Consider the following 14,191-nt stretch of genomic DNA (forward strand, 5'->3'; position numbering starts at 1 on the left):
AGGTTACCCACGTGTTACTCACCCGTTCGCCGCTCGTGTACCCCGAAGGGCCTTACCGCTCGACTTGCATGTGTTAAGCACGCCGCCAGCGTTCGTCCTGAGCCAGGATCAAACTCTCCAATAAGGATTATGTTTGATCGCACCGAGCGGAATAAGCTCGGTTCTAGCAATCATTACTCAAAGGAAACCCCTGACGAGGGGTTTCATATTACTGGCTGTGTTTCGGCACGCTGTTGAGTTCTCAAAGAACACGCGCTCACCGCAGCTCATCTCCCTTAGGAGATTTACTTCCGGGGCTTGTGTGCCGCGCCCGTTCCCTCTGTCTTTCCGGGCCCGTTCCGCGCTGGCAGAGAGAAATTTACACGCCGCCCAACCAACATCCAAATCGGGGGGTACTTAAGGCAAACACGCAGGTCAGCACGTGTGCGAACGGCCGAAACGGGCCAAGATCGCCGGACAGTGTGACCGGGACCACTTCAAGATTCTTCAGCGCGGTGCGGACGGCAGGTGCACGGTGACCGACAGACCGCCCCCCGGCACGGCCACTGCCTGCACGTTTCCCCCGTGAGCGGCCACCGCGGCCCGCACGATCGAGAGCCCCAGGCCCGTCCCCGTGTGCGCGGTGCGGTCGCGACCACCCCGGCGGAACGGCTCGAACATCTCGTCCACGCGCTCCGGCGGGATGAACTGCCCGGACGACGACACCCGCAGGAAGGAGCCCTGCGGCCCGCCTTCGGTGACGGTCTCGATCCACCCACCGGGCACGTTGTGCCGCACGGCGTTCTCCAGCAGGTTCCCGGCGATCCGCTCCAGCAGAGCCGGGTCGCCGACCGCGGGGGCGGGCGCGCAGTGGAACACCGCGCGCAGCGAACCGGCCTCGTCCCGCACGGCCTTCCAGGCGCAGTCCACGACGGCGGCCAGGTCGACGGGCTCCCGCACGGCCAGACCGAGCCCGTCCGTGCGCGCCAGCAACAACAGGGCGGACACGAGCTGCTCGGCACGTTCGGACGCCGCGCGCACCACGCCGGCCATGCGCCGCAGTTCGGCCTCGTCGGCATCGGGGTCGGCGAGCGTCACGTCCAGCTCGGTGCGGATGACGGACAACGGGGTGCGCAGCTCGTGCGACGCGTTCGCGACGAACCTCTGTTGCGCGGAGAAGGCGGCCTCGAGCCGGTCGAGCATCGCGTCGAACGTGTCGGCGAGCTCGGCGACCTCGTCGCGCGGCCCCTCCAGCCGCAGCCGTTGCCCCAGCGACTCCGCGGAGAGGCGGCGCGCGGCGTTCGTGACGTCGTGGACCGGGCGCAGCAGGCGGCCGGTGAACGTCCAGGCCAGGATCGCGGCCGCGACGACCATGCAGACGAAGGCGACGACGCCCGCGCGCAACAGGTCGGCGCGCGCCTGCTCGGCGAGCACGGTGTTGAGCACGGAAGCCTCGACGTCGACCCCGTCGACCTTCACCGTGCTCCCGGTCGGGAACTGCGGCGTCGAGTTGAACACGCGGCCGACCAGCACCCACCCCAGCGCGAGCAGCACCGCGCTCACCACTGCCACGAGCCCGGTCGTGAGCAACGTGATGCGGACGCGGAGTCCGGGCCCGCGCCGCCGCAAGCGATCAGTCCTCAGTGGAGCCGTTCCCTGCTGTGGGCACCCGGTAACCGGAGCCGACGACGGTGTCGATGATGCCGGGCTCGCCGAGCTTCTTGCGCAACGTCATGACGGTGACCCGGACGGTGGTGGTGAACGGGTCGGCGTTCTCGTCCCACACCCGCTCCAGCAGTTCCTCGCTGCTCACCACCGACCCCTTGGCCGCGAGCAGCACCTCGAGCACCCCGAACTCCTTGCGGGTGAGCTCGATCGGCACGCCGCCGCGGGACACCGTGCGGCGCGCCGGGTCGAGCTCCACGTCGCGCGCGGACAGCACGGGCGGCGTGGCCGGCGTGGCGCGCCGGGCCAGCGCCCGGACGCGCGCGACCAGTTCGGGGAACGCGAAGGGCTTCGCGAGGTAGTCGTCCGCGCCGAGGCTGAGGCCGGCGACGCGGTCGTCGATCCCCGCGCTGGCGGTGAGCATGATGACCCTGGTCAACGCGCCGGAGACGAGGATCTCCTTGCACAGCTCGTCGCCCGACATGCCGGGCAGGTCACGGTCCAGCACCACCACGTCGTAGCGGGTGACGCTCGACTTCTCGTGCCCGGACTCGCCGTCGTAGGCGACGTCCACGGCCATACCTTCGCGCCGCAGGCCACGCGCGATCGCGTCGGCCAGTGGCACCTCGTCCTCGACTACCAGGATCCGCACGCCTCAACGGTGCCACACGCACCTGAGACCCGCCTTAACGGCACCTTCACGAACGCGCGGACCGGTCCACCACGACGGTCCCGGCCGTCTGCAGCGCCCGCAGCTGCAACAGCGCCGGGTGCTCCTCCGCCAGCCGCGCGGCGTTCAGCAGCGACCGCAAAGCCGCCGTTTCACCGCGCGCCCGCTCCAGCGCCGCCCGCCCCTCGGACGCCGCGACCAGCTCGGCCAAAGCGGCACGCCGCAGCTCACCGGGCATCACGACGTCGCGAACGGCCACGCCGGACACCTCGACCCCCAGCTCGGCCGCGCGAGGACGCACACCGGCCAGCACCTCGGCGGCGATGGCGTCCCGGTCGGCGTCCACGGCGTCGTGCGTCCGGGTGAGGACCGCGCCCCGCAGGGCCAGCTGCACGGCCAGGTACAGCTCGGCGTCAGGGGTGGCGGATGCCATCACGAAGGTGGTCGCCGAAGTCACGGCCCACCGCACGACCACGGTCACGCGCACCAGCACACCGTCGGACGTGGCGACCTCCTGCGCCGCCGGCGTCATCGAGCGGGGACGGATGTCGATGCGGTGCAGCGCGGTCGTCCTGGGCATCTTGTGCTGCCCCGGACCGAGCTCACCGACCAGCACCCCGCGGTCGAACCGGACACCGCGTTCCCACGGCATCAACGTCTGCTTCATCGTCTCCACCCCCGTCCGGAAGTCCCGTGACCACGGCCCCGGCCGGCGGAGCGGTCGGCGGGAGTCCACATGGGACTCGCAGGGCCGAACGCCCCCGTGTGCGACCGGGGCCGTGGCAGTACAGGAATTGAACCTGTTGCTCCGTAGGCAACCACGCACCGCCTCGAACGCGGGACCGGGAACGGAAGTCCGTCCAGGCCGCTCAGCGGTGCGGAGGGAAGAGTAGCCCAGTCACTTCTCCGCGGGCTCGTCGATTTTCGAAGGCTCCTCGATGCGCGCCACCCACTCGGTGACGCGGCGCGCCACGTCCTGGGCGGTGATCCCACACCGGGCGAGCACCTCGCCGCGCGAGCCGTGGTCGTGGAACTGCTGCGGCAGACCGATGTCGCGCAGCGGCACCTCGATGTCCGCGTCGCGCAACGCCATCGCCAGCGCCGAGCCGAAGCCGCCGTGGCGGCCGCCGTCCTCGACGGTGACGACCATCCGGAACGACGACGCCATCTCGACCAGGTCCGGCGACACCGGGTAGATCCAGCGCGGGTCGACGACCGTGACGCCGATGCCCTGGTCCGCCAGCCGCTCGGCGGCCGACAGGCCCAGCTCGCCCAGCGCGCCAACGGTCACCAGCAGGACATCCGAGCCGGACCGGCGCAGCACGTCCACCGAACCGATTCGCTCGACGGCGGGCAGGTCCGCGCCGACGGACGCCTTGGGGTAGCGGATCACGGACGGGGCGTCGGAGATCTCGACCGCCTCGCGCAGCTCCTCGGCCAGCGAGCCCGCGTCGCGTGGTGCGGCGACGTGGATGCCGGGGATCACGCCGAGGATCGACATGTCCCACATGCCGTGGTGCGACGCGCCGTCGGGGCCGGTGACGCCCGCGCGGTCCAGCACGACGGTGACGCCCTGCTTGTGCATGGCGACGTCCATCAGCAGCTGGTCGAACGCGCGGTTGAGGAACGTCGCGTAGACGGCGACGACCGGGTGCAGTCCGCCGATCGCCATGCCCGCAGCGGACGTCAGCGCGTGCTGCTCGGCGATGCCGACGTCGAAGCAGCGGTCCGGGAACGCGTGGGCGAACTGGTCCAGGCCCGTCGGGCCGCGCATCGCCGCGGTGATCGCGACGACGTCGGGACGAGAAGCGCCGATGTCGACCAGTGCGTCGGAGAACACGTGCGTCCACGTGCGCGCAGACGGCTTGATGTCCTCACCGGTGATCGGGTCGATCTGGCCGGTGGCGTGCATCTGGTCGGCCTCGTGGTTCTCGGCGGGCGCGAAGCCGTTGCCCTTGCGGGTCACCGCGTGCACGATCACCGGGCCGCCGAACGCCTTCGCGCGTCGGAGGGCGGACTCCAGCGTGGCCAGGTCGTGGCCGTCGACCGGGCCGATGTACTTCAGGCCGAGGTCCTCGAACATCGCCTGCGGCGCCAGCGCGTCCTTGATGCCGCGCTTGGCGGCGTGCAGCGCGGCGTAGAGCGGCTTGCCGAAGAACGGCGTGTGCTGCAGCGCGCTCTTGCCCTTCTCCAGCAGGTGCTCGTAGCCGGGGCGCAGGCGCAGCGTGGACAGGTGGTCCGCGAGGCCGCCGATGGTCGGCGAGTAGGAGCGGCCGTTGTCGTTGACGACGATCACGACCGGGCGCGTCTTGTCCGCGGCGATGTTGTTCAGCGCCTCCCAGCACATGCCGCCGGTCAGCGCGCCGTCACCGACGACCGCGACGACGTGCTTGCGCGTGCCCTGCAGCTGGGCCGCCTTGGCCAGCCCGTCCGCGTAGGACAGGGCGGTCGACGCGTGGCTGTTCTCCTGCACGTCGTGGTCGCTCTCGGCGCGCGACGGGTAGCCGGACAGGCCGCCCTGCTGGCGCAGCCCGTCGAACGCGTCCCGCCGGCCCGTGACGATCTTGTGCACATAGGACTGGTGACCGGTGTCGAACACGATCGGGTCGTGCGGCGAGTCGAACACCCGGTGCAGCGCCACGGTCAGCTCGACGACACCCAGGTTCGGGCCCAGGTGACCGCCTGTCCGGGAGACCTTCTCGACCAGGAAACCGCGGATCTCACCGCAGAGCTCGCCGAGCTCGGCGTCGGTCATGCGTTTCAGGTCGGCTGGTCCATGCACGGATTCCAGCAGGGTCACCACTCCACCTCACCTCTTCAGACTGCCGGCCAGTCTACGGAGGCCCGGCTGAGACGCGGCTTCAGTCCGTCTCAGGCAACAGCAGGGCGACACACTCCACATGGTGGGTCATCGGGAACGCGTCGAACGCCCGCAGATCCGCCAGCCGGTAGCCCTGCCTGCCGAATTCCGCCACGTCCCGCGCCAGCGCCGCGGGGTCGCACGCCACGTAGACGACCCGCGACGGGGCCCGTCGTGCGACTTCGGCCACAACGGACTGACCAGCGCCTTTGCGTGGCGGGTCGAGCACGACGACGTCCGGGTCCTCGACCGGCAGCTCGCCCGCGACGAGGTTCTCGACCTTGCCGACCATCCAGCCGACCTGGGTGGTGCGGGCCATCGCGATCTGCCCGTCGTGCACCGCGTCCGCCGAGGACTCGACGACCAGCACCTGCCCGGTCTCGCCGACCTGTTTGGCCAGCACCCACGCGAACAGGCCGGCCCCGCCGTACAGGTCCCACGCCCGCTCCCCCGGCTGCGCGGCCGCCCACGACCCCACGACCTGCGCGAACGTCTCCGCGGCCGCGGGGTGGACCTGCCAGAAGCCGTCGGCGGAAACCCGCCACTTTCGGTTCGCACCGAACTCGACCGCCCGCCCGCTGCCGACCCGCCTGCCACGCCGCGGGCGGCGGGTCCGGCGGTCGATCAGCAACTCGCTGACGTGGACGGAGCCCTCGCTGTCGCGCGTGATGGCGAGCTCGGCGTCCGGGGTCCACTTCTCGGCCAGCACCGCGTCCACCAGGCCCGGCGCTGCGATCAGGCACTCGTCGACGGGCAGGACCCGGTGGCTGCGGTGCGGCCGGAAGCCGGGCCGGCCCTCCCGGTCGACGGCCATCCGCACCCGTGTGCGCCAGCCGAGCGGACCGCCGGGCAGCTCCTCGACCGTCACCGTCCAGTCCAGCTTCGCCAGCCGCAGCAACTGTTCCTGCACGACCTGCGCCTTCAACGCGCGCTGCGACTCCCACGACGCGTGCTGCCAGTCGCAGCCGCCGCACTTGCCCGGCCCGGAGAACGGGCACGGCGGTTCCACACGATCAGGTGAAGGTTCGAGGATCTCCACGGCGTCCGCGCGGCAGAACGAGCCGCCCTTGTCCTCGGTGACCAGCGCGACGACGCGTTCGCCGGGCAGCGCGTGCCGGACGAACAGCACGCGTCCCTCGTGCCGGGCGACGCAGTGCCCGCCGTGCGCGACCGCGCCGACCTCGACCTCGATGCGCTGACGGAGCCAATTCTCTGTGGTCTTCACCGCTCGTCGAGCCCCCGCCGGATGGCACCGGGCACGACGACGTGCCGGTCCTCCTCGAGCTTCGTGGACGACGCGAGCTGCCACGGCACGCTCGTCACCATCACACCCGGCTGGAACAACAGCCTGCCCTTGAGCCGCAACGCGCTCTGGTTGTGCAACAGCTGCTCCCACCAGTGACCGACGACGTACTCCGGAATGAACACGGTGACAACATCTCGCGGATTGTCCGAACGCACCCGGCGGACGTAGTCGAGCACCGGCTTGGTGATCTCGCGGTAGGGCGACTCGATCACCTTGAGCGGGATCTTGAAGTTCTCCTTGTCCCAGTCGGACACGAGCTTGCGGGTGTCCGCGTCGTCGACATTGACCGTGACCGCCTCCAGCACGTCCGGCCGCGTCGCCTTCGCGTACGACAGCGCGCGCAGCGTCGGCATGTGCAGTTTGGACACCAGCACCATCGCGTGGTTGCGCGCGGGCATCGTGCGGTTGCGCTCCTGCTGGCGCAGTTCCTCCGCGACGGTGTCGTAGTGCTTGCGGATCGCGGTCATCAGCGCGTAGATCGCGGCCATGGCGGCGATCGCGATCCAGGCGCCCTTGGTGAACTTGGTGATCAGCACGACGATCAGCACCGACGCGGTCATCACCAGACCGAACGTGTTGATGGCCTGCGAGCGCCGCATCCTGCGCCGCACGGCCGGGTCCGTTTCCGTTGCCAGCAACCGGTTCCAGTGCCGGATCATGCCGAGCTGGCTCAGGTTGAACGACACGAACACGCCGACGATGTACAGCTGGATCAGCCGGGTCACCTCGGCGTCGAACGCGATCACCAGCACGATCGCGAACACGGCGAGGAAGACGATGCCGTTGCTGAACGCGAGGCGGTCGCCGCGCGTGTGCAGCTGGCGCGGCAGGTAGCGGTCCTGGGCGAGGATCGAGCCCAGCACCGGGAAGCCGTTGAACGCGGTGTTGGCCGCGAGCACCAGGATCAGCGCGGTGACACCGGTCACGAAGTAGAAACCGGGCGGGAAGCCGTTGAACACCGCGCCCGCGATCTGCGCGACCATCGTCTTCTGCTCGTATCCCGGCGGGGCGCTGATGATCTGCTCGGCGGGCAGCTCGGCCATGCGCACGTTCGTCACCTGCGCGAGCACGATCAGGCCCATCAGCATGACGACCGCGATGACGCCCATCAGCAGCAGCGTCGTGGCGGCGTTGCGGGACTTGGGCTTGCGGAACGCGGGCACGCCGTTGCTGATCGCCTCGACACCGGTGAGCGCCGCGCAGCCGGACGAGAACGCGCGCAGCACGAGGAAGACGAACGCGAGGCCCATCAGGTGGTCCTGCTCGGCGCGAATCTCGACTGTCGCGCTCTCGGCCTGCATCGGGTCGCCGAGCACGAAGTACCGCAGCAGGCCCCACGCGATCATGCCGACGATGCCGATCATGAAGGCGTAGGTCGGCACGGCGAAGGCGCTGCCGGACTCACGGATGCCGCGCAGGTTGATCGCGGTCAGGATGATGATCGCGGCGACCGCGAACTCCGCCTTGTGCGTCGCCACGAACGGGAACGCCGAGCCGATGTTCGCCGCCGCGGACGAGATCGAGACCGCGACGGTGAGGATGTAGTCGACCAGCAGCGCGCTGGCGACGGTGAGTCCCGCTCTCCGGCCCAGGTTGACGGTGGCGACCTCGTAGTCGCCGCCGCCGGACGGGTAGGCGTGCACGTTCTGCCGGTAGCTGGCGACGACGGTGAGCATCACGATCACCACCACGAGTCCTACCCACGGTGCCAGCGCGTAGGCACTCAGGCCCGCGACGGACAGCACCAGGAAGATCTCCTCCGGCGCGTACGCGACGGAGGACATGGCGTCCGAGGCGAACACGGGGAGCGCGATGCGCTTGGGCAGCAGGGTGTGCGCGAGGCGGTCACTGCGGAAGGGCCGGCCGACCAGGAGGCGTTTGGCGGCAGTGGCGAGCTTGGACACGGCCAGAGCGTAAGGGGTGCGCCTCAACAGCGTGGAAGGTGCGCGAATATCGATTCCGTGGAGGTGAGGTCACCGGGTTGGAGTAGCGCTGGGTAAGTTCTTCTCAAGCGTCGCCTGAGGAGGCATGTCGTGCACGTGGTGATCATGGGCTGTGGCCGGGTGGGGACGTCCCTGGCCAAGGCCCTGGAGCGACTCGACCACCAGGTGTCGGTGATCGACAAGGACCCGAACTCGTTCCGCAGGCTCGGCGGTGACTTCCACGGCCAGCAGGTCATCGGCAACGGGTTCGACCGGCAGGTGCTGGTCGAGGCCGGGATCGAGCGCGCGGGCGCTTTCGCGGCCGTGTCCAGCGGCGACAACTCCAACATCATCTCCGCGCGGGTCGCGCGCGAGACGTTCGGCGTCGAACACGTCGTCGCGCGGATCTACGACCACAAGCGCGCCGCGGTGTACGAGCGGCTGGGAATCCCGACCGTGGCGACCGTGCCGTGGAGCACCGACCGCTTCCTGCGCATGCTGATCCCCGAGGGCACCGCGTCGGCCTGGCGCGACCCGTCGGGCACCGTCGCGCTGTTCCCGATCGAGCTCAACGAGGAGTGGGTCGGCCACCCCATCACCGAGCTGGAACAGACGATCGGCGCGCGCGTCGCGTTCATCATGCGGTTCGGCGCCGGCGTGCTGCCCGACTCGAAGGCCGTCGTGCAGGCCGACGACCAGATCTATGTCGCCGCGCTGTCCGGCACCGTCACCGACGTCGCGGCCGCCGCGCTGCAGGCACCCGAGGAGAACTGATGCGGATCGCGATCGCCGGCGCGGGCGCCGTTGGCCGTTCCATCGCGCAGGAACTCGTTTCCGCCGGGCACCAGGTGATGCTGATCGAACGGGACCGGACGCACTTCGACCCCGGTGCCGTCGAGCAGGCCGAGTGGGTGCAGGCCGACGCGTGCGAGCTGTCCTCGCTGGAGGACGCCGGGATGCAGCTGTGCGACGTGGTCATCGCCGCCACCGGTGACGACAAGGTCAACCTGGTGGTCTCGCTGCTGGCGAAGACCGAGTTCGCGGTGCGGCGCGTCGTCGCGCGCGTCAACGATCCCGCGAACGAGTGGTTGTTCACCGAGTCCTGGGGTGTCGACGTGGCCGTGTCCACGCCGCGGCTCCTGGCGGCGATGGTCGAGGAGTCCGTGACCGTCGGCGACGTCGTCCGGCTGCTCACCCTGCGGCAGGGACAGGCCAACCTGGTCGAGATCACCCTCGACTCGGCGACGGCCGTGGCCGGTCAGCCGGTGTCGTCGCTGCAGCTGCCCCGCGACGCCGCCCTGGTGACGATCCTGCGCGGCGGGCGGGTGATCGTGCCGCAGCCCGATGACACGCTGGAGAGTGGGGACGAGCTGCTGTTCGTCGCCACCGCGGCGGTGGAGACGGAGATCCGCACCGCGCTGGGTTACTGACTTGATCGGCAAACGCGGCCGGGTCACCGGCCGGATCGGGCCGGGCCTCGTCGGCGAGGTGATGATCTCCGTGCGTGGTGGCGCCGAGGCGTTCTACGCATATCCGGCAGACGAGGACGCCGTGATCGAAATCGGGCAGCAGGTGCTCGTCATCGACTTCGAACCCCCGAGAACTGTCTACGTCCAGAGGTGGCGACCGCTGTAATCTGGCGGTGGTGCGCCGGGAAGCCTGGTCGGCAAATTTTGTTGCCGTGGGAAGGCTTCCTGGCCTTCCCCGTATTTAGGGGGTAGTCAGAAATGGACGAGGTCCTCTTAGTCAGCATCGCCGGCGGCGTGATCGCCGTCCTGCTGTTCCTGTTCCTGCTGCTCCGCATGCTCTGGCGGGTCGCGGAGCCGAACGAGGCGCTGATCATCTCCGGCTTCGGCGCGCGCGGGCGGTCCGAGACCGCGGACAGCATGTCGTTCAAGATCGTCACCGGGAAGGGCGTGCTGATCCTGCCCGGTTTCCAGACCGCGCGGCGGCTGTCGCTGGACACGCGCGTGGCGGACCTGCAGGTCTCCTGCGTGACCAGCCAGGGCATTCCGGTGCACGTCCGGGGCGTGGTGATCTACAAGGTCGGGGACGACTTCGCGTCGATCGCGAACTCGGCCCGGCGGTTCCTCGACCAGCAGGACCGGATGGACGACAAGACGCACTCGCTGTTCGCCGGTCACCTGCGGTCCATCGTCGGCAGCCTGACCATCGAGGACATGCTGCACAACCGCGAGGCGCTGACCGCGCAGGTGCGGCAGTCGTCGGCGGACGAGATGAGCAAGCTCGGCCTCATCGTGGACTCGTTGCAGATCCAGGAGATCGAGGACACCACCGGCTACATCACGAACCTCGGCAAGCCGCACGCGGCCGCGATCGCCGCGTCCGCGCGCATCGCCGAGGCGCAGCGCGACCAGGAGGCCACCGAGGCCGAGCAGGTCGCGAACGCGTTGAAAGCCGCCGCGTGGCGTGACGCGCAGATCAAGTCCGCGTCCTACCAGGCGGAGATCGACCGGGCGAAGGCCCAGTCGCAGCAGTCCGGGCCGCTGGCGCTGGCGACGGCACGCCAGGAGGTCGTCGTGCAGGAGACGCGGGCCGTGCAGCTCGAGGCGGACCTCGCCGAGCAGAAGCTGCAGGCCGAGGTCGTGAAGCCGGCCGACGCGAAGGCGTACCAGACGCGCAAGCTCGCCGACGCCGACCGCGACGCGCGCATCGCGCACGCCGAGGCGCAGGCGAAGGAGATCGAGCTGCGGGCCGCCGCGGACGCGACGCGCGTGAAGACCGAGGCTCAGGCCGAGGCCGAGGCGACCAAGGTGCGTGGTGACGCGGTGGCGACCGCGACCCGTGCGACCGGTGAGGCCGAGGCGGTCGCGGCGAAGGCCCGTGGACTCGCGGCCGCGGAGGCCACGCGGGCGCAGGGTCTCGCCGAGGCCGAGGCGATCAAGGCCAGGTCTGCCGCGCTGGCGGAGAACCCGGACGCGGTCGTCGCGCAGCAGCTCGCCGAACAGTGGCCGGAGATCGTCGAGGCGGCGTCCAAGGCGTTCGGCAACGTCGACCACATGGTCGTCTTCAACGGCGCGGACGGCGTGTCCGACCTGCTCACGAAGGCGTTGTCGATGGGCGGGACCGGGTTCGGCCTGGCCCGTCAGCTGATGGACGCCATGCGTTCCCCGTCATCCGATGATTCGCAGCGGGCGAACGGCGTGCCTCAGGTGAAACTGACGCCCTGAGTATCTGGGTGGACATTCGTGGTACCTACGGTGTGTGACCGCACGAGCTCCCTTCGTAGGCCGCGAAGCCGAACTGTCCCTGGTACTCCGATCGCTGACCGAGCAGCGCGGGGTCGTGCTGCTCGGTGCGGCCGGTGTCGGCAAGTCCCGGCTCGCCGCCGAGGCGGGCACCCGGCTGCGCCGCGCCGGTCGCGGAGTGCGTGACTGCTACGCGACCGTCGCCGCGCGCAACGTGCCCTTCGGTGCGCTGGCCGGACTCGTGCCCGCGGACCTGCGGGGCGGCAACCCGCTGCGCGAGGCCGTCGAGCTGGTCCCGCCGGGCCTGGTGCTCACCGTCGACGACGCCCACCTGCTCGACCAGGCGTCCATCGCGCTGCTGCAGCACCTCGCGCGGCATCGCGACACGACGTTGCTGCTGACCGCGCGCACCATGCCGTGGGACGACGACGAGCTCGTCCGCGTCGAGATCGGCAACCTGACCCGCCAGGAGTCCGACGAGCTCGTCGGCGACCGCGGTGACCGGGCCCGGCTGTGGGCGCGCAGCCGCGGCAACCCGCTATACCTCACGGAGCTGATCCGCGCGGGCACGCTCAGCCCGAAGCTCACCGAGGTGATCAACGCCAACCTGGGCGCCCTCGACTCCGGCCAGCGGCACGCGCTGGAGCTGCTCGCGTACGGCGAACCGCTGGACCTCGACGTGTTCGCCCGCCTGACCACGGACGACGTCGTCAACGAACTGGAGACGCGCGGGCTGATCGCCGTGCACGGCGCGAACGTCCGGCTCAGCCACCCGATGTACGGCGAGCTGCTGCGCGAGACGTGCCCGACGCGCCGCGCGCGGGCGCATCGTCGTGCGCTGGCCGAAGCCCTGCCCGACGACGTGGTGCGGTCGGTGATCTGGCGGCTGGACAGCGACTCTCTTGTTTCGGTCGATGAGCTGGCTCGTGCGGCGGCACAGGCCTGGGAGGTCCGCGACAGCGCGCTGACCGAGCGCCTGTGCCGTGCGGCGGTCGATCGCGGCGGAGCCGTCCAGGTAGGGCCGGTACTGGGTTCCGCGCTGCTCTACGGCCGGGCCGCCGACGAGGCCGACGAGGTACTGGCGGAGATCATGACGTCGGCGACCGACGCCGTGGACCTGGCTCAGCTCGGCGCGTGCCGCGCGTTCAACCTGTTCTTCGGCCTGGGCGACCGCGAGGGCGCCGACGAGGTACTGGACGCCGTCGAGCACCCGGACCTGCCGGACGAGCTGCGCTGGCGGATGCGGATCATGCGGCTGCTGTGGGACGGCCAGTGCGAGCGGGTCGACGTGACCCGCGCGCACCTGGCGGGGTACTTCGCGCTCCCGGACATGCCGCCGTGGGCGACCGTCGCCGGTGAGTACGTGCACGTGCTGTGCGACCTGCAGGGCGGGCGGTACGCGTCCGGCGTCGACCGGCTCGAGGCCCTGCCTCCCGGTGGTTTCGACGACGGCTACATCCGCATGCGCGCGCTGTGCCTGCTGAACTCCGGCCGGATCGCCGACGCTTTCGCGTACGCCACCGAGGTGCGCGCGGAACTGGAGGAGGACCCGCGCAACCTGTACGCCGAGGTCGCGGTGATCAGCGTGCTGAGCCGGTGCGCCCAGCTACGCGGCGACGCCGCTTCGGCCTTGGAGCTGGCGATGTCCGCGACGAACTTCCCCGGCCACCGCCCGATCATCTCGGACCTGATCGCCCTGTGCGAACTGGTCCGCTCCGCGGCGTTGCTGGGCCGCGCCGACCTCGCTGCCGAAGCCCTGCACCTGGCCGAGACCGCGCGCCGCCCGGCGTGGCCGATCAGCGGCCTGCAGGTCGACCTGGCGCGCCCGTGGGCCTTGGCCGCCGCGGGCATGATCGAGGAGGCCGGCGCCGCCGCACTCGCCACTTCGAAGGTCGCCCAGTCCTACGACGCGCTCGGCATCGAGGCCGCGGCCCTGCACGACGCCGCTCGGTTCGGAGTGGACACTTCGGTGCGGCTGGGCGAGCTCGCCGCGGATCTCGGTGATCCACTGACTCTTGCTTTTGCAGCTCATGCGCTCGGGCGGGCTCGTTCGGATGTGGCGGTTCTCGATGACGCTGTCGCGCGGTTCGATTCCTTGGGGGTTGTGTTGCATGCCGCCGAGGCTTTGGCGGAGCGGGTGCGGTTGTGTGGGAACGGCGCCGCCGAGCATCGGTTGATCACGCTTCTTGACGGGTTCTCCGGCGTTGAGTTGTGCACGTTGCGGCGTCGGCCCGCTCGGCGGCTCACGCCGCGGCAGCTGGAGGTGGCGCGGCTCGCGTATGCCGGGATGACCAGCCGGGAGATCGCTGGCCAGCTCAATACTTCCAAGCGGACCGTGGAGAACCACCTGTACGCGGTTTACACGGCTCTGGGGATCAACGGGCGGGCCGAGCTGGGCGCGGCGCTCGCCACCTGATCCACTGGCCACCTGATCCACTGGCCACCTGATCCACTGGCCACCTGAGGTTCGTGCAACCTCGGGGCGGCCTGATCGCGTTCAGTCGTACGGGCGGTCCGCGCGTAACGGTGGTCCGCGCTCGCTCGCGCGGGCGTCCCCTGCCCGCAGGGACCCCCGGTTTT

General features: G+C 70.2%; 11 protein-coding genes and 1 rRNA gene. 5 read left to right on the forward strand and 7 right to left on the reverse strand.

Translation table 11 applies throughout. The annotated features are described in order from the left end of the window. The 7 genes from QSK35_RS31080 to QSK35_RS31110 all read right to left on the reverse strand — a co-directional run. Window positions 1-124: ribosomal RNA gene (locus tag QSK35_RS31080) — 16S ribosomal RNA — on the reverse strand; the annotation flags it as partial. A 362-nt stretch (window positions 125-486) separates the two neighbouring features. Next, on the reverse strand, window positions 487-1,608 hold the full coding sequence (locus QSK35_RS31085; protein WP_285751136.1) for a sensor histidine kinase: 1,122 nt from the start codon (window positions 1,606-1,608) through the stop codon (window positions 487-489). A gap of 4 nt (window positions 1,609-1,612) precedes the next feature. Beyond that, entirely contained in the window at window positions 1,613-2,296 is a 684-nt protein-coding gene (locus QSK35_RS31090; RefSeq protein ID WP_285751137.1) for a response regulator transcription factor, read from the reverse strand. A 46-nt stretch (window positions 2,297-2,342) separates the two neighbouring features. Next, the gene (locus QSK35_RS31095) at window positions 2,343-2,981 is read right to left on the reverse strand and encodes a slipin family protein (protein ID WP_285751138.1); all 639 of its coding nucleotides are present in this window, start codon (window positions 2,979-2,981) and stop codon (window positions 2,343-2,345) included. Window positions 2,982-3,212: 231 nt separating this feature from the next. Next, entirely contained in the window at window positions 3,213-5,114 is a 1,902-nt protein-coding gene (gene dxs / locus QSK35_RS31100) for a 1-deoxy-D-xylulose-5-phosphate synthase (RefSeq protein ID WP_285751139.1), read from the reverse strand. Between the two features lie 61 nt (window positions 5,115-5,175). Further along, complete coding sequence (locus QSK35_RS31105) at window positions 5,176-6,399, reverse strand: class I SAM-dependent RNA methyltransferase (protein WP_285751141.1); 1,224 nt, start codon at window positions 6,397-6,399, stop codon at window positions 5,176-5,178. Beyond that, window positions 6,396-8,384, reverse strand: a complete 1,989-nt coding sequence (locus tag QSK35_RS31110) for an APC family permease (protein WP_285751142.1) — start codon at window positions 8,382-8,384, stop codon at window positions 6,396-6,398. The genes QSK35_RS31105 and QSK35_RS31110 overlap by 4 nt, the downstream gene beginning before the upstream one ends. Before the next feature lie 129 nt (window positions 8,385-8,513). Here QSK35_RS31110 and QSK35_RS31115 point away from each other — a divergent pair, with 129 nt between their 5' ends. From QSK35_RS31115 to QSK35_RS31135, 5 genes are all read left to right on the forward strand, one after another. Continuing rightward, complete coding sequence (locus tag QSK35_RS31115; protein WP_285751143.1) at window positions 8,514-9,176, forward strand: potassium channel family protein; 663 nt, start codon at window positions 8,514-8,516, stop codon at window positions 9,174-9,176. Then, window positions 9,176-9,832 carry a potassium channel family protein gene (locus QSK35_RS31120; protein ID WP_285751144.1) on the forward strand — a complete coding sequence of 219 codons (657 nt, stop codon included), beginning with the start codon at window positions 9,176-9,178 and terminating at the stop codon, window positions 9,830-9,832. The genes QSK35_RS31115 and QSK35_RS31120 overlap by 1 nt, the downstream gene beginning before the upstream one ends. A 1-nt stretch (window position 9,833) precedes the next feature. Beyond that, window positions 9,834-10,037 (forward strand): NfeD C-terminal domain-containing protein, encoded by a 204-nt coding sequence (locus QSK35_RS31125; RefSeq protein ID WP_285751145.1) that lies wholly within the window; start codon window positions 9,834-9,836, stop codon window positions 10,035-10,037. A 92-nt stretch (window positions 10,038-10,129) separates the two neighbouring features. Beyond that, window positions 10,130-11,593: an SPFH domain-containing protein gene (locus QSK35_RS31130; RefSeq protein ID WP_285751146.1), complete on the forward strand. Its 1,464-nt coding sequence runs from the start codon at window positions 10,130-10,132 to the stop codon at window positions 11,591-11,593. 34 nt (window positions 11,594-11,627) lie between these two features. After that, window positions 11,628-14,027, forward strand: coding sequence for a LuxR C-terminal-related transcriptional regulator (locus QSK35_RS31135; RefSeq protein ID WP_285751147.1), 2,400 nt, complete (start codon window positions 11,628-11,630; stop codon window positions 14,025-14,027). The last annotated feature ends 164 nt before the right edge of the window (window positions 14,028-14,191 follow it).

It is taken from the genome of Lentzea sp. NBRC 105346 (assembly GCF_030269605.1).
Taxonomy (GTDB): domain Bacteria; phylum Actinomycetota; class Actinomycetes; order Mycobacteriales; family Pseudonocardiaceae; genus Lentzea.